At 75.8% G+C, this 16,004-nt stretch carries 12 protein-coding genes; 2 read left to right on the forward strand and 10 right to left on the reverse strand.

Translation table 11 applies throughout. The annotated features are described in order from the left end of the window. Positions 1 to 48 precede the first annotated feature (48 nt). The 4 genes from RM779_RS06475 to RM779_RS06490 are packed head-to-tail and all read right to left on the reverse strand — an operon-like array spanning position 49 to position 7,053. Positions 49 to 2,352, reverse strand: coding sequence for a hypothetical protein (locus RM779_RS06475; protein WP_311616682.1), 2,304 nt, complete (start codon positions 2,350 to 2,352; stop codon positions 49 to 51). Then, positions 2,349 to 3,332 carry a hypothetical protein gene (locus RM779_RS06480; RefSeq protein ID WP_311616683.1) on the reverse strand — a complete coding sequence of 328 codons (984 nt, stop codon included), beginning with the start codon at positions 3,330 to 3,332 and terminating at the stop codon, positions 2,349 to 2,351. Before RM779_RS06480 ends, RM779_RS06475 begins: the two co-directional genes overlap by 4 nt. Beyond that, positions 3,329 to 4,273, reverse strand: coding sequence for an AAA family ATPase (locus RM779_RS06485; protein ID WP_311616684.1), 945 nt, complete (start codon positions 4,271 to 4,273; stop codon positions 3,329 to 3,331). The genes RM779_RS06480 and RM779_RS06485 overlap by 4 nt, the downstream gene beginning before the upstream one ends. Continuing rightward, positions 4,270 to 7,053: an NACHT domain-containing protein gene (locus RM779_RS06490; protein WP_311616685.1), complete on the reverse strand. Its 2,784-nt coding sequence runs from the start codon at positions 7,051 to 7,053 to the stop codon at positions 4,270 to 4,272. The genes RM779_RS06485 and RM779_RS06490 overlap by 4 nt, the downstream gene beginning before the upstream one ends. Positions 7,054 to 7,145: 92 nt before the next feature. Here RM779_RS06490 and RM779_RS06495 point away from each other — a divergent pair, with 92 nt between their 5' ends. Then, positions 7,146 to 8,036 (forward strand): DUF4231 domain-containing protein, encoded by an 891-nt coding sequence (locus RM779_RS06495; protein ID WP_311616686.1) that lies wholly within the window; start codon positions 7,146 to 7,148, stop codon positions 8,034 to 8,036. 61 nt (positions 8,037 to 8,097) lie between these two features. Here the strand turns inward: RM779_RS06495 and RM779_RS06500 are convergent, their stop codons facing one another. The 3 genes from RM779_RS06500 to RM779_RS06510 form a co-directional block, all read right to left on the reverse strand. After that, on the reverse strand, positions 8,098 to 8,364 hold the full coding sequence (locus RM779_RS06500) for a DUF4235 domain-containing protein (RefSeq protein ID WP_311616687.1): 267 nt from the start codon (positions 8,362 to 8,364) through the stop codon (positions 8,098 to 8,100). Continuing rightward, the gene (locus RM779_RS06505; RefSeq protein ID WP_311616688.1) at positions 8,361 to 8,702 is read right to left on the reverse strand and encodes a DUF3618 domain-containing protein; all 342 of its coding nucleotides are present in this window, start codon (positions 8,700 to 8,702) and stop codon (positions 8,361 to 8,363) included. Before RM779_RS06505 ends, RM779_RS06500 begins: the two co-directional genes overlap by 4 nt. A gap of 268 nt (positions 8,703 to 8,970) precedes the next feature. Then, the gene (locus tag RM779_RS06510; protein ID WP_311616689.1) at positions 8,971 to 10,341 is read right to left on the reverse strand and encodes an APC family permease; all 1,371 of its coding nucleotides are present in this window, start codon (positions 10,339 to 10,341) and stop codon (positions 8,971 to 8,973) included. Between the two features lie 292 nt (positions 10,342 to 10,633). On the opposite strand from RM779_RS06510, the gene RM779_RS06515 reads away from it, so the two are divergent. Next, a complete protein-coding gene (locus tag RM779_RS06515) occupies positions 10,634 to 11,971 on the forward strand; it encodes a cytochrome P450 (protein WP_311616690.1) in 1,338 nt (445 codons plus the stop codon). A gap of 18 nt (positions 11,972 to 11,989) precedes the next feature. Here RM779_RS06515 and RM779_RS06520 read toward each other — a convergent pair whose 3' ends face one another. From RM779_RS06520 to RM779_RS06530, 3 genes are all read right to left on the reverse strand, one after another. After that, positions 11,990 to 12,742 (reverse strand): 2OG-Fe dioxygenase family protein, encoded by a 753-nt coding sequence (locus tag RM779_RS06520; RefSeq protein WP_311616691.1) that lies wholly within the window; start codon positions 12,740 to 12,742, stop codon positions 11,990 to 11,992. A gap of 139 nt (positions 12,743 to 12,881) precedes the next feature. Then, complete coding sequence (locus RM779_RS06525) at positions 12,882 to 14,528, reverse strand: glycoside hydrolase family 13 protein (RefSeq protein ID WP_311616692.1); 1,647 nt, start codon at positions 14,526 to 14,528, stop codon at positions 12,882 to 12,884. Positions 14,529 to 14,685: 157 nt separating this feature from the next. Next, on the reverse strand, positions 14,686 to 15,996 hold the full coding sequence (locus RM779_RS06530; RefSeq protein WP_311616693.1) for a D-arabinono-1,4-lactone oxidase: 1,311 nt from the start codon (positions 15,994 to 15,996) through the stop codon (positions 14,686 to 14,688). Positions 15,997 to 16,004 lie beyond the last annotated feature (8 nt).

Genomic DNA, 16,004 nt, shown 5'->3' on the forward strand with positions numbered 1-16,004 from the left:
GCGGGTCGGGTGCGGGGTCGGGTGCGGGCGGCGGACGGTGGCGTCGGCTCAGTCGTCCGGCGCGGGCGCCAGCAGCCGGAACCACCGCACCCCGTGCCCCGGAACGGCCACCCGCTCCGGCAGCCGGTCGCGCGGCAGGTCCCGGCCCTCGCCGAGCAGGTCGACCGGCCGCCCGGCCGGCGGCTCGTCCCCGAAGGCGCAGCCGGCTTCCGCACCGGACATGTTGACCAGGCACAGGACCCGCTCGTCCCCGTGGCGGCGCAGCAGGCCGAGGACGCTGTCGTCCGCGCGGATCACCTCGCAGTCCCCGCGGGAGAGCGCCAGCTGGTTGCGCCGCTGGCGCAGCAGCGGCCGGAGCGCGCCGGCCGTCGCGAGCGGCAGCGGCAGCGCCGGTGAACCGGGCAGCGACAGGGCGAAAGCGGCGGCCCCCTCCGCCGCCGGTCCCGTGGTCTGGGCGTCCGGGGGCTGCGGCAGGGGGACGCTGAATTGGGAGTCGGGGGCGAAGGGCGGGACGACCGACGCGACGTATTCCTCGGCGCCCGACACCGTCGCCGCCGGCTGCCGGCGGTCGAACCGCGGCCACGTCGGCATGCGTACCATCAGCGCCCGGTCCGGGTAGGCGGCCAGCAGATGCCCGAGATCCTCCCTCGGCGGCAGGATTCCGGCTCCAGGGACCAGACGCACTCCGTCGGCCCCGCGGTCGAGCAGCCGCCGCACGCGGTCGAGCAGCTCGGCCGGGCGCGCGGAGCCGCGTTCCACATCCACCAGCAGGCGCAGCCCCGCGGCGCGCGTGTGCGGAAGCAGTTCGAGCAGCGCGCTGTCGGCCTCCGCCCACGCATCGGTGAGCACGATCCCGTCAAGGCCCGCGGCGGCCAGGTCCGACAGCCGGGCGGGCAGCCCGGCGGGGTGCGCCGTGCCCCACGGCACCTCGGCGAGGACACAGCCGCGGCTCCACGACGGCACCCCCGGGGTCTCCTCGGTGGTGAACGCCTCGGGTACCAGCAGGAACGCGGAACCGTCCTCGGCCCGGACCTCCACGGGACCGCCGGTCCCCGCCGCCACCCACGTGCCCCGGCCCGCGTCCGCGTGGTGCGTGACGTGGAAGGGCGGCCGCCGCCACAGCCCCGGGTCCCCGGTACCGGACACCGGGCGCAGCAGCAGCGCGTCCGAGAGCACGGCGCGCCCGCCAAGCTCCCGCATCATCGGCAGGTCCCACACCACCGGCACCCCGTTCTCCCGCCAGGTCAGGATCTGCCCCTCGTCCGACAGGGCCGGCTGCCGCCGCCCGCTCCCCGGCGGGATGCGGTCCGTCTCCGCCCCGGAGTCGTCGTGCAGCGCGATCGCCCCGTCGGGCAGCAGCACCGCGACCCGGGCCGGGCCGCCGGGCTCGCGCGCCACGGCGACCTCGCCCGTCGCCCCGGGGTGCGCCACCTGCAGCACGGCGTTCCCCCCGCTGTCGAAGATCTGGACGACGGTGAACGGCAGGTGCGCGGCGTCCCCCTCGCGCAACTCGATCCGCCGCGGCTCGTCCGCATGGCTCAGCAGGTGCCGCACGTCGAGGCGCGTCCGCGGCCCGCCCGTCACGTGCACGACCCGGTCGCCCGGCCGCGGCGGGCGGCTGAGGACGAGGCCGTCGGACCGCAGCCGCACGCCGAGGGCGACCTCGCGGTGCACCAGGGCGCGGGCCGCGGAGGCGACCGCGGGCGGGTGGCCGTGCGGGTTCTCCGGCGGCTCCGCCCCCAGCCGTTCGGCCGAGGCCACCCGCACCTGCCACACGTCGCGGCGGGAACGGACGCCCGGCGGCAGCCGGTTCAGGTAGTACAGCGCCCAGCGCCCCATGTCGTCGCCGCTCTCGCCCTCGTCCGCGACCGCGGCGAGCAGCCGCCCCACCTGCCGCGACAGGTGCGTTTCCGCGACTGCGGCGGGTGCCACGTCCGCCCACAGCAGGTCCTCGCACACCCGCACGATGCCGGGGGCCCTCGCGTGGGCCTCGTCGATCAGCGTGCGCACCGCCAGCCGGTGCGCCGCGGGCCGCTCCGCCAGCCGGGCGCGCAGCGCCGCCGCGGCCTCGGGCGAGAACAGCAGCGCCGTCTCGCCGACCGCCTCGACCAGCGGCGAGAACCACAGCTCCGCCTCCAGGCCCGCCGTCGAGCGCGGCACGAAGCGCAGCCGCGCGCGCCGCAGCAGGGGCCGGTCCACGGTGGCCGCGAGCGACAGCGACTCCGCGAGCGTCACCAGGTCGGGCCGCTCCCGCGCGAGCCGGGCCAGATAGTCGCCGAAGTCGCCGAAGTCGCCTGAGTCGCCGGGGCCGGTCTCGGGTGCGGCCTCCCGCGCGGGGCCCGCGGTGCTCACGGCCCGGCCTTCCGCGCCTGCCTCGCCACCGTGACCGACAGGCCGCGGTCGAACGGGATCAGCGTCACCCGCTGCCGCAGCGGCGCCGGGTGGCGCTCCGCGGGGTAGGGGGTGAGGCACACGACCGGGCACCCGGCGTGCCGCACCGAGTCCACGAACCGCGTCCACTCGGCCGCGGCGGCCACCGCGGCCCCGGCGAACGGCGGGCGCAGCAGCCCGAGATCGGACACCAGGACCACCGGCGTGCCCGGGGTCGGCGGCCGGTGCGGCTGCGGGGCGAGCGGGTCCGTGCCGACCACGCCCCGGGCCGGGGAGCCGCGGAACCGCAGCGTCTCCACGCGCTCCCGCCCCGCGACGCCGCCGACCAGGGACCGCAGCCAGTCCCTGTCCTCGGTGAACGGGGCCATGCCGGGGCTGTGGTCGATCAACAGCTGCACGCCCTGCCTGGTGCTCGGCCGCCGCAGGCGCGGCACGGAACGCACCGCCTGGTGGCGCGACACCTTCCGCACCAGGACCCGCTGGTCGACGCGCGTGCTCTCCACCGGCGTGGCCACCACGGCGAACATGACGCCGCGCGCCCAGCCGGGTGTCCACGGCGGCTCGTAGGAGAGCGCGGAGAGCTGCCCCGCGGCGGACAGCGGCTCGGGCAGCGACGGACGCTCGGCCGGCCCGGGGCCGCCGCGTTCCGTGACGGTCAGCGAGAACGCCGGGGCCGCGGCCGGAACGGGTGGCGTCGGCCGGTCCGCGTCGGCGGGCGGGGCCGCCCACCGCGCCGCCCCCTCGTCCCCGGAGGCCGGGCCCGCCGGTCTGTCGTCCGCGGGGTGCGCGCCCGCGCCCGGCACGGCCGGGGGGTGCGGCGCGGGAGGGCCCGCGAGCCCCAGCAGTTCGCAGACGGCGCCCGCGGTGGCCCGGTCGGCGGGCCGCAGCGCGGCCAGCGCCCTGACCAGGTCGCCGAGGAAGATCTCGCCGCGCCCGCTCATGCCCGGTGGTCCCACGCGTCACGCCGTTTGCGCAGCGCCACGGCTTCGAGCACCTGCCACTCCGGCGTGCCGGGGACCACCCCGAGCTGCTGCCCTGCCTTCAGCGCGTCGAGGAACTCGGCGGTGCTCGGCCCCGCCGCCCCGTCGTCGAGCCGGTCCCTGAAGTTGAGCAGGGCCCCGGCGACCTGCCGGGCGAGCGTCTCGTCATAACGCGCCCCGAGGTGCTTGCGCGCCACGCGCAGCAGGTGTTCCTCCGAGGGCGCGCTCAGCTCGAACACGATGCAGCGGCGCAGGAACGGGCGGGGCAGCTCGCGTTCGTCGTTGGTGGTGATGACGACCAGGGGGGCCTGCGCGGGGGTGACCGTCACCCGCCGCCCGCTGTCCCACGGCACCGGGAACGACAGCGAACCCAGCGGCTCCAGCAGGCTGTTGGGCAGGTCGGGGTCCGCCTTGTCGATCTCGTCGATGAGGACGACGGACCGCGAGGCGCCGGCCTCCTCGAAGGCCAGCCACAGCGGGCCCCTCGGGTAGTAGACCGCCATGTCCTCCGACAGCGCGTTGGCCTGCGCGTCGTTCAGCCGCCGCAGCGCGTCGAAGCGCCACATCAAATCCTCCGGCTCGGTGCGGGCCGTCACCACGAACGAGCGGTGCCGCCAGCCCAGGATGCGCGCCACGTTCGGCGCGAGGGAGGACTTGCCCGAGCCAGGCGGCCCGTAGAGGAGCAGCGGACGGCCGGTCTTCAGCGCGACGTTGACGGCGAGCACGAGCCGTTCGTCATCGAAGACGTAGACCTCGTCGTCCTCGGCGTAGCCGTCGTCCCCGCCGCTCGCGGCTGCGGCCCGGCCGGTGTCCCGGCCCGTGTCCCGGACCGGGTCGAACTCCTTGGCGTAGCGCAGCACGTCGACCCCCGGCTGCCCCCCGCCCGACTCGTCCGGCCTCACGGGCGCACCTCCGCAGGTTCCTGAAGATAGGTCTCGTCGACCAGCCCGCCGGGGCGGTGCAGGACGAGTACGGTCGGCAACGCGGCCTGGGCGGCGTCGGCATCGGACCGGCCGGCCGCGTCGGGAAGATACAGCACGCGCAGCCACCCGGCCCCGGCCAGCCCACTGAGCACATTCGGCGGCGGGGTGGGCCACAGTTCGAGGAACATCACGCCCGTGGCCGCCACGACCGACAGGTCCGTGAGGCTGCACCCGTGCAGCACGAGCGACCGCAGCCGCGGCAGGCCGGGCAGTTGGCGCAGTGCCTCCTGCGCGACGCCGTTGCCGATCAGCGCGAGGGAGCGCAGCTCCGGCAGCCCGGCGAGCGCGCCGAACCTGGCCCGGTCGCCGAACGAGACGACGGTGTGCACCGGCACCGCCGCGCTGGTCCAGGGCTGCCCCGCGGACAGCATGAGCACCCCGGGGTCCGACGCGAAGGGCCCGTCCGGCGGGGCGGCCCTCGCCAGGTCGGCGGCAGGCCGGTCGGGCACCCAGCCGGAGGGCAGCGGCCGGTCGGGCAGCCAGGGGCCGCTGCCCGCCGCACTCAGCGCCATCCGCTCCGCGAACCGCTGCGCGAGGGCGGCTCCCGCGGGGCCGCCGATCCGCGTGGCCAGGTCGCGGATCAGCCGGGCCGTCGGCCCGTCCACATCCTCGGGCGCGGGCAGCAGTTCGAGTACCAGCGGCCCGGCGGCGGCCAGCAGGGCGACGCCCTCCTCGTTCGCGGGCGGGACCAGCCCGGCGGCGTGCCGCAGGATGTCCGTGCGCACCTCCGGGTCGAGTTCGGGCGCCTCCGCGAGGCAGGACAGAGCGAGCAGCCGCAGCCGCACGCCGCGGGCGGGGTCCCCGGCCCGGCCGCCGCGCTCGACCAGGCCCGCCAGCAGCAGGGAACGTTCGCGCGGCCGGGCGAACGCGACCGCGGAACGGAACACGTCCTCCCACGACGCCTCCGCCTCGGCCCGCGCCACGAGCATCGGCAGGTCGTTCTCCAGCACCGCGGCGCGGCCGGCGAAGTGGTCGAGGAACGCGCGGTCGAGGAAGGCGACATTCCCCGAGGCCGTCTGGTGCACCACCCCGCTGCGGACCACGAGGAGACGCAGGAACTCCTCCGCGGGCGGCATGCCGGGCCACGGGCTCTGCGCCGTTTCGACCGAGCGCACGGCGCTTTCCCAGGGCATCTCCGACGAGCCGTTGCGCACCAGCCAGTAGGCCAGGCGCTGCAACACCTCGGTCTGCGCCTCGTGCGCCGGAGCCGAGTCCTCGGTCAGGCCGCGTTCGGTGTCCCGGTGGCGCAGCACGCCGAGCAGCGCGTCCAGGAGCGCCGCCCGGCCGCGGAGCAGGCGGCCCCGCTCCAGGTGCAGCGCGCACAGCAGCGTGCACATGAGTGGGTTCGTCGCCAGGCGCGTCAGGTCGCCGCGCAGGCGCAGCGTGGCCAGCAGTTCCTCGGCCGTGTCCTCGTCGTCCCCCGCGGCCCGGTGCCACCGGCGGACGAGGTCCCCCATGGCGGCGGCGGACAGCGGCCCGAGGGACCGTTCGGTGAAACCGCCGTAGCGGTCGGCCCAGGACGACAGCGCCGGGTCGGGCCGCGAGGTGATCAGCCAGCGGTTCCCGCGGAAGGCGGCCAGCAGGTCCTGCAGCCACGCGCCGACCCGGTCCCGCTGCCGGGGCGGCGCCTCGTCCACGCCGTCGACCAGCACCAGTGCCCGCCCCGCGGCGAACACCTCGGACGCCCAGCCCGCCGGCGCCTCTCCGAATCCGGCGGCCCGCGGGAAGTCCTCGGGCGGCGGCAGGGGGCGGCCGGAGCGCATCAGCGCCCGCAGCGGCAGGACGAACGGCACGCTGTCGGCGAACGGGCCCCGGCGCTGCGCGGCGGCCACCGCGAGGCGCTGCACGACCGCCGTCTTGCCAGAACCGGCCGGGCCCCACAGCAGCACCCGGTGCCGGGCCGCGAGCACCTGCTCGATGCCCTCGACGGCTGCTCCCCGCCGCCGCCCGAGGACCTCGGGCGGCAGCCAGACGGCGTCGAGCGGCACGGCGTGGGTGCCGCCGGCCGCCCCGTTCACCGTCAGGTCCCCGTACCGCGCGACGACGCTGTCGCGCCAGCGCTGCTCGAACGCCGTGCGCAGGGCCGGGTCCGTCACCGGCACCCCGTGCTCGGCCAGTTGCCTGACGAAACCCGCGTCCCGCAGCAGCGTCGCGGCGGCCGTGACGATGTGGCCCTGCGCGGAACGGTGCCGCCCGACCAGGGCGACCAGCGCGGCACCCATCAGCACCGGCGCGCCGATGATGCCCGCGAGGTCGAGCCAGCGGCGCACGCGCAGCGAGAGGTGGTCGGCCCCGGGGGAGTGCAGGACGAACTCGCAGGCGTCGCCGAACAGGCGCGGCTCGCCGCCCGGTTCACCGCCGTAGTGCTCGACGCGCATGTCGCGGGCCGCGGCCGAGCGCACCGGGGCCAGGATCAGCGGGCCGCGGGCGGCGAACTCCTCGGCCGACAGCAGGGGCCGTTCGGCCCGCAGCAGGGCCGCGTCGTGCCCCTCGTCGGCCTGCGACCAGACGGCCTCGGCCGGAACGTCCTCGGCGTGCCCCGGCAGGGTCAGCCGGATGGTGCCCGCCCGCGGCAGGTAGCCGGTCAGCACGAGCCGCGGCGCCAGCAGGAATCCCGTCGAGTCGGATTCGCCCGCGCGGACGACGACGGCGCGCCCGCTCGCGCCCTCCGCCCCGCTGGTGCCCTCCTGCGCGGCCACGGCGCACCCCTCCCTGTGAGCCGGCGAAACGCCAAGTGACGCATTCTACCGGCGCTTTGCGCCCGCCTACCGGCGTCCGCGACAATCCGGGGGTGACGAATCCTGGGGGCCACACGGCCGCGCAGGCCGTGTGGGACGAGCAGAGCGTGTGGTCACAGGCGGCGGACCGGCTCAAGCGGGGCATCGACCGGGCGCGTTCCGGTGCGCTGGCCCTCGGGATCGCCGCCGCGGTCTTCGGCACCGCCGCCGCGCAGCTCATGGGATGGAGTCAACTCCTGGGTGGCGCCCTGGCCTTCGGCGCCGCGCTGGCCGCCGGTGTCACCCCGCTGCTGGCCGGCCGGGCCGGGCCCGCGGCGATCGAGCGGTGGACGCGGCTGCGCTCGGTGAGCGAGGCGATGAAGAACGAGGGGTACGCGTTCCTCGCGGGCGTCTCGTCCTACCGGGGCGCGGGCGCCACGGAGGCGCTGCGCCGCCGGGTCGAGGAACTGCGGGCCGAGGCGTCGGAACTGCTGCCGGAGACGCTTGGTCTGCGGCCGGTGCCGCGCGTTCCGCCGCCCGTCACCGATGTCGGCTCCTATCTGGAGCACCGGCTGCTGCGGCAGATCGACGGCTACTACCGGCCCAGGGCCGAGTTGATGCGGCGCAGGCTGGTCCTGGTGCGGCGGGCCGAACTGGCGCTCGGCATCGCGGGGGCGGCACTCGGCGCGCTGGCGGGCGCCTTCGGCGCGGAGCAGGCGGCGGCCTGGGTCGCCGTCACGGCGACCGTGGCGGCCACCCTCTCGGCGCACTCACTCGCGGCCAAGTACCAGTCGCAGCAGGTGGTGTTCGTGCGGGCCGCCGATGCGCTGCGCCGCCTGCTCGACGAGTGGTCCGCCGGGCGGGCGGCGCGCGGCCCGGACGCCGAGGACGCGTTCGTGCGGCGCTGCGAGGCGGCCATCGCGGGGGTCAACGAGGAGTGGGTCACCAAGTGGACGGCGCAGTGAGCGCCGCGGCGCCGGGCGGACGGCGGGCCGGTCGCCCGCCGCGGTCGCCCGCCTGCCGCCATCAGCCGGGCCAGGTGCCGGTCGCCCGGTGCACCGCCTTGGCACCGGCGCGGTCCACGGTGGCCTTGACCACGGCGAAGACCGCACCCTGGGCCGCGGCGGCCAGCCAGATCTCGCGCCAGGAACGGTCGCGGTCGGTGGCGCCCCAGGTGTGTTCGTCGTGCCGCAGGCTCTTCCACCCCTGCTTGAACACGGCCCCGGCCACCAGCCCGCCGAGCGTGCCGCTGATCAGCCCGACGGGCCGGTAGGCGGCCTTGGTCGCGTTCACCGGTTCCTCCGGCTGCGGCGCCGCATCACGAGGAACGCCGCGGTCGCGACGGCCACCGTCACCGCGGCGACCGGCACGGGGGAGCTGCGGACCAGGTGAGTGGCCCGGCCTGCCTGCCTGCGGGCCGGTGCGACCGCCTTGCCCCGCACCTGTCCCCTGAGCGAAGTGGCCTGTCCCTTGAGCGTGGTGGCCTGCCCCTTCAAGGTGGCCGCCTTGCCCGCGACGCGGTCCTTCACGTGTGCCTTCGAGGCCAGCGCGGCCACGGTCCTGCCCAGCTGTTCGCGGGTCCCGTCCACCTGGGCCCGCAGTTCTTCTGTGACCTTGGTGTTGCTCGTCATCGGTGTGCCCTTTCCCTGGTCTCGGCCACGTCGGCCTGCACGCTGTCGATTGCCTGTTCCGGCCTGGGCGGCGCGGCCCCGGGCAGCTGCCTCCTGCCCAGGACGGCCAGGACCGCGGCGCACGCCGCGAGCGCGGCGGCCCTGCGCGAGTTGCATCTCCTCGCGCATCAGCTGCGAGAGCTGCCGGGACGTTCTGGAGATCAGTGCCCCGGTCGACTCCTCGTCGAGGCTTCGGGCCGGTTCTTGCTCGGTCTTGGTCATCTCCCTTTCACCCACGTTCTTTCTCTGGCGCTTCCGCGTACCCGTGGCCGCCGCGGTCATGCCGGTGCGGGGCGAACCGGCGTGCCGCGAGGCCGCCGAGGAGCGCTCCGGCGCCGATCACCAGCAGTCCGCGCAGCCATACGTCGGCCTCGACCTGGGTGGCCAGGACCACGCACGAGACCACGCCGAGCACGGGCACCACGCGCGGCACCCGGAAGTGATCCGCGGTGACCCGGTCCTTGCGCAGCGCGAGCACCGCGGAGTTGACGCCCGTGAAGACGACGAGCAGCAGCAGGACCAGCGTGGAACTCAGGGTCGTGACATCGCCCGTGAGCGCGAGCAGCATCGACAGGACGGTGGTGACCGCGATGGCCGCCCACGGCGTGCGGCGGCGCGGCAGCACCCGGGCGAGGCCCGCGGGCAGCAGCCCGTCGCGGGCCATGCCGTAGGCCAGCCGCGAGGCCATGATCCCGGTCAGCAGCGCCCCGTTGGCCACGGCGACCAGGGCGATCGCGCTGAACAGCCGGTGCGGGACGCCGCCCGCCGCGTCGACGACTTCGAGCAACGGGCCGCTCGACCCGGCCAGTTCGGCCGTGGGCAGGGCGATCCCGGCCGCGAGGCCCACGAGCACGTACATCACGCCCGCCGTGCCAAGCGCGGCGAACAGCGCCCGCGGATAGGAACGCCGCGGATCGTGCGTCTCCTCGGCGAGGTTGGCCGAGCTCTCGAAGCCCACGAACGAGTAGTAGGCGACCACCGCGCCGCCGAGCACGGCCGCCGCCGCCCCGTTCCCCTCCGTGCCCAGGCGCGTCAGCTCCGCGTAGTGCCCGTCACCGCGCAGCGCGATCCACGCCCCGAGGCCGACGATGAGCAGCAGGCCGCCCGCCTCGACCACGGTGGCCACGGCGTTGGCGCGCACGGACTCCGAGATGCCCCGCAGGTTCAGCAGCGCCAGCGCGCCGAGGAACACCACGGTCACGCCGGTGGTGGGCAGGGTCACGAAGGCCGCCAGGTAGTCCCCGCCGAAGGCGCGGGCCAGCCCGGCAACGGCGACCAGGCCAGCGGAAAGCATGCAGAAACCGGTGAAGAAACCCGCGAAGGGGCCGAACGCGCGGCCGGTGTAATGCGCGGCGCCGCCGGCCGACGGGTATTTCGTGGCGAGTTCGGCATAGGAGGCGGCCGTCAGCAGCGCGAGCGCCAAGGCCACCAGCATCGGCACCCACACGGCACCGCCCGACTCCGCGGCCACCTCCCCGACCAGCACGTACACCCCGGCGCCCAGCACATCGCCAAGGATGAACAGAAAGAGCAGCGGTGTGGTCAGCGCCTTTTTCAGCGGCGGCGTTTCCCGGCCGGCGGGCGTATCCGGAGAGGTCACGGCGCTCTGTCTGCCCGTTCGGCACCGCCCTAGCCCGCACGGGGCGGGGAACACCGGCCCGCGGAAATGTTCGGTCGGCCGCCCGGTACCTGGGTACGGCGCGCTCCTCTCTTTGCGCGCTCCCGCGCGTGCTTCGCGCAGGCCGGGCGCGGGCTGATTGGCCGGGGCGGCGGGGGGACAGGGTTGCACCTGGTGCCCCCGGGGCGGGTGATGGCACGCCCGGGCCGGGCCCTGGGCCGTTCGTTCGCCCCGGCACACGGCCACTGCAATTCGCAAGAAGAAAGTTGAGCACATGAGCGCCGAAGTGACGATTCCGCAGGCGGGCAGGCCGATTCCGTTCCTCGGCCATTCCCTGCGGCTGTTCAGGGACCCGCTGGGCTTCGTCTCCTCCCTGCCCGCCCTGGGCGACCTCGTGCGGATGCGCCTGGGGCCGCTCGCCGTCGTGGTGGTGTGCGACCCCGAGCTGACCCGCCAGGTGCTCGTCGACGACCGCACGTTCGACAAGGGCGGGCCGTTCATCCACCGGGCCCGCGAGGTGACGGGCGACGGTCTCGCCACCTGCCCGCACAGCGCGCACCGGCGCCAGCGCCGGCTGTGCCAGCCCGCCTTCCACCGCGACCGGATTCCCGGCCACGCGGAGGCCATGGCCGCCCGGTGGGACGCCGAGGTCGAGACCTGGCGGGACGGCGAGGAGATCGAGGTGGTGCACGAGATCACGTCCGTGGTGCTGCGCATCGCGGTCGAGACGATGTTCTCCACGCGGCTCAAGCCGCCGACCGCCGCGTCCATCGCGGACGACTTCCGCCTCCTCACCGCCGCGGTCTTCCGGCGCATGCTGACCCCGGCCGCCCTGACCCGGCTGCCGACCCCGGGCAACCGGCGCTACGCGCGGGCGCGCCGCCACCTGCGGAGCACCGTCCGCGGCATCGTCGCCGACCGCCGCGCCGAGGACGCCGACCACGGCGACCTGCTGGCCTCCCTGCTGGGCGCGCAGGACCCGGACAGCGCGGCGGAGGGCCACGCCCTGTCCGACGCGGAACTGGCCGAGCAGGTCGTGACGTTCCTCTCGGCCGGCACCGACACCACCGCCAGCACCCTCGCGTGGGCCCTGCACCTGCTCACGCGCCACCCCGGGATCGCCGAGCGCCTGCGGGCCGAGGCCGACGCCGTGCTCGCGGGCGGGCCGGTCTCCGCGGCGCACGTGCCGCGCCTGGAGCTGACCAGCCGCGTGGTCAACGAAACGCTGCGCCTGTATCCCCCCGGCTGGCTGACCACCCGCCGCGTGACCGCGGACACCGTCCTCGGCGGCGTCGGGCTGCCCGAGGGCACGACCGTGGCCTGGAGCCCCTACGTCATCCACCGCAGGCCCGAACTGTACGCGGACCCCGAACGCTTCGACCCCGATCGGTGGCAGGACTCGCCCCCCGGGCGGTCCGCCTACATCCCCTTCGGCGGCGGCGCCCGCAAGTGCATCGCCGAGCGGTTCGCGTTCACCCACGTCGTCCTGGCCCTGGCGGCCATCACCTCCCGCTGGACGACTCAGCCGCTGTCGGGCGCCGAGGTCCAGCCGGTGATCAGAGGCGTGCTGAGCCCGCAGGACCTGCGCCTGCGGCTGCGCTCGCGCCGCTGACCGCGCGCGGCGGCGCGCTCAGCCGGCCGGCGGGGCCTGCCCGGTCGCCGTGAGGGTCACCACCAGGACGTCGCGCCGCGCGGACGCCGTGGCATCGGCCGGGCGGATCGGGGACACGGCGTGCCAGGTGCGCCGGTCGTCCCCGAGCAGCAGGGTCCCCCGTTCCGCGAGCGTCGTGGTCAGCAGCTCCCCGCCGTCCTCGTCGAACACCGCGCTCCGGCCGCCGGTCGCGTTGTCCCGGCCGATGAGCAGCGAGGACACCAGCGTGACCCCGTCCTGGTGCCGGCCCTCCGGCGTCGGCCGCCCCTCGCTGCCGGCCGCGGCGACGACGCGGAACGGGTGGACCTTCACCCGCCACTCCGACGTGTCGGTGAGTCCGGCCGCCACGTCGGACAGCAGCGCCAGCAGGGAACGCAGCAGCGGGTCGGCCACGAAGGCGTCGGTCAGCGGCTCGAAGTGCCGGTCCCGGTCGACGAACAGGGGGTTGGTGTCCTTCGGCTGCACGAACGCCACATGCGGCTCCGCCGACAGCTCGCCTTCGCCGGTCAGGGTGAAGTCGCCGTAGCGGCGCAGCCGGCAGGTGCCGCCCTCGGCGGCGTACCGGTCCCGCCCCAGCTCCTCCCAGTGGGCGGCGAAACGGTCCCAGTCCGCGGGCCCCGCGCCGAGGGCCGCGGACACCGCCGCGGGCGGCATCAGGTGGGCGCCGGTGGTGGCGAGTGCCCGCCGGACGGCCCCGGTGCCGCTGCCGGCGTCCTCGATCACGTCACTCATGGCATCGACCTGTCCGTGCGGGTGGCTCGTCCTGCGCCTCCCATGGTCGGGCCGCCGCCCGCTGATCGCATCCGGACGGGCGGCAGCCGCGGGGCGGGCGCCCGCTGCCCGCCCGGTGCCCGCCCGCCCCGCGGCGCGGCTACCCGGCCGCCTCGGGAGCCAGCCAGACGGCGGTGTCCTCGGGCAGGCCGCCGCCATCGAGCGGCCCGCTGGCGAGCAGGAGCCGTTCGCCGGCCGGCAGGGGCAGCGGCGCGGGCGAGAAGTTCACCCGGCACACCAGGCCGTCGCGGCGGAACGCCAGCTCCCCCTCCCGCGCCGGCAGCCAGTCGAACGAGGCCGCGCCGCGCCGCGTGCGGCGCAGCCGCAGCGCCGTGCGGTACAGCTCCAGGAAGGAGCCGGGCCGCCCCCGCTGCGCCTCCACCGACCGCTCGCCCCAGCCCGCGGGCTGCGGCAGCCAGCCGGTCCCGCCCGCACCGAAGCCGAACGTCGGCCCCGACCGCGTCCACGGCAGGGGGACGCGGCTCCCGTCCCGGCCCTTGACCGCGTGCCCGGTCCTTTCCCACATGGGGTCGCGCAGTGCGCCGGGGGGCAGGTCGGCGACCTCGGGCAGGCCCAGCTCCTCGCCCTGGTACAGGTAGCTGGTGCCGGGCAGCGCCAGCGTCAGCAGCGCCGCGGCCCGCGCCCGGCGCTCCCCGGTGGCCGGCTCCGGGGCCGGGGAGCGCCCGCCGGTGGCGAGCCAGGCGGCGTAGTCCGTGCCGAGCGGCAGCGCGTAGCGGCTGACGTGCCGGACCACGTCGTGGTTGGACAGCACCCACGTCGGCAGGGCCCCGACCGAACGCGCGGCGGCCAGCGAGGTGTCGATGACCTCGCGGAAGGCGGGGCCGTCCCAGGGGCAGCGCAGGTAGAAGAAGTTGAACGCCTGGTGCAGCTCGTCGGGCCGCGTGTACAGCGGCAGCCGGTGGGCGCTCACCCCGGCCTCCGCCACGGCGATCCGCTGCGGTTCGTACCCGTCGATGACCTTCCGCCAGGCGCGGTAGATCTCGTGCACCTCGTTACGGTCCCAGAACGGGTGGTCCTCGCCCTCCGGCGGCGCGTTCAGCGGGGCGGTGTCGCGGCCTGAGGTGTCGCGCAGCGGCGGCGTCAGGTCTTTGCAGAGCCCGTGCGCGACATCGACACGGAAGCCGTCCACGCCCAGGTCGAGCCAGAACCGCAGGGTCTTCTCGAAGTCCGCGGCGACCTCCGGGTGGTCCCAGTTCAGATCGGGCTGTTCGGCGGCGAAGATGTGCATGTACCACTGCCCGTCGGGCACGCGGGTCCACGCGCTGCCGCCGAACTTCGACTGCCAGTCCGCGGGCGGCAGGCTGCCGTCGGGGCCGCGCCCGTCGCGGAAGACGAACCGGGCGCGGGCGTCGGAGCCCGGCCCCGCGGCCAGTGCCTCGGCGAACCAGGGGTGCCGGTCGGAGAAGTGGTTGGGGACGATGTCGATGATGACCTTCAGCCCGAGGCCGTGGGCCCGTGCGAGCAGGTCCTCGAAGTCGCGGAGCGTTCCGTGCCGCGGGTCGACGTCCCGGGGGTCGGCGACGTCGTATCCTGCGTCGGCCCACGGCGAGGGGTAGAACGGAGTGAGCCACACGGCGTCCACCCCCAGGTCCGCCAGGTGGTCGAGGCGGTCGGCGATGCCCCGCAGATCGCCGATGCCGTCGCCGTCGGAGTCGGCGAAGCTGGGGACGTAGATCTGGTAGACGACCGATTCGCGCCACCAGTCTGCGGTCGTGCTCTGGGTCACGGCTTCCTCTCGTCTGAAGCGTCTGAAGCGTCTGAAGTATCGGGAGTGCGGTGTGGTTGGTGTGCGCCGTGCTGCCGCGCGCCGTGCTGCCGCGCGCGGCGGGCTTCCGGGGCCAGCTTTTCACCGCGCCCGGGGCAGCCGGCGCGCCGCCTCGGACTCAGGGGGCGCCGAGCACCCGGTCGAGGTAGGAGTTGGCGAAGGTGCCGTCCGGGTCCGAGGCGGCGCGCACCCGGCGGAAGTCCTCGAAGTGCGGGTACCTGCCGGCCAGTTCCGCGGCCGTCAGCCAGTGCAGCTTGCCCCAGTGCGGTCGCCCGCCGACGGCGTCGGCGATGGCCGCGACCGCGCGGAAGTACCGTTCGTGGGGCCGCCGGTGGTACTGGTGGACCGCGAGGTAGGCGGTGTCCCGGCCGTGCGCCGTGGACAGCCAGAGGTCGTCCGCGGGGGCGAAGCGCACCTCGGCGGGGAAGGCGATGTGCTCGCCGGAACGGTCGACCCAGCGACGCACGGCCGTCAGGACCCCGGCCAGGGACTCCCGGGGCACGGCATACTCCAGCTCGCGGAAGACGACGCGGCGCGGGGAGGTGAAGACGCGGTACGAGGCGTCGCTGTAGACCCGGGGCGCGAGGGCCCGGGCGGCGACGGCGTTCAGGCGGGGTATCGCGCGCGGCACGGCCGTCCCGAGGCGGTTGACGCCCTCGAAGAGGGTGTTGGAGAGGAACGCGTCATCGAGCCAGGCACGCCCCCGCCCCAGGGGCCGCACCGGCGCCCCGCGCGGCAGCCGGTTGTTGCGCTTGGTCAGCGTCCGGTCCGTGTGGGGGAACCAGTAGAACTCGAAGTGCTCGTTCGCCGCGGTCAGTTCGGCCAGGTCGCCGAGGACGCGGCCGAGCCGCATCGGCACCTCGACGGCGCGCAGCGCGAAGGCGGGCTCGCAGGCCAGGGTGACGCGGGTGAGGACCCCGAGCGCGCCAAGACCGATGCGGGCGGCCCGGAACAGTTCGGGCCGCTCCCGCGCGGAACAGCGCACGGCCGAGCCGTCCGCCAGGACCAGCTCAAGATCCACGACCTGCGCGGCCAGGCTGCCGGAGCGGGCGCCGGTGCCGTGGGTGCCGGTGGAGATCGCGCCCGAGACGGTCTGCCGGTCGATGTCGCCGAGATTGGTCATGGCCAGCCCGTGCGCGGCCAGCACCCGGTTCAGCCGGTGCAGCGGCATGCCCGCCTCGACCGTCACCAGTCCTGAGCGGGCGTCGACGCGGACGGGGCGGTCCAGCGCGTCCATCCGCAGGTGCACGCCGTCGGTCACGGCGGCGCCGGTGAACGAATGGCCGCTGCCGACCGCCTTGACCCGCAGCCCGTCCCGCACGGCGCGTGCGACGGCGTCCGCCACCTCCTCGGTGCTGCCCGGCCGTTCGGTGCGCACCGGATGGGCGGTACGCGTTCCCGACCAGTTGCGCCACCCGGTTGCCGTCATGGTGCGCA

The sequence above is a fragment of the Streptomyces johnsoniae genome, assembly GCF_031845565.1.
In the GTDB taxonomy this organism is placed as follows: Bacteria; Actinomycetota; Actinomycetes; order Streptomycetales; family Streptomycetaceae; genus Streptomyces; species Streptomyces johnsoniae.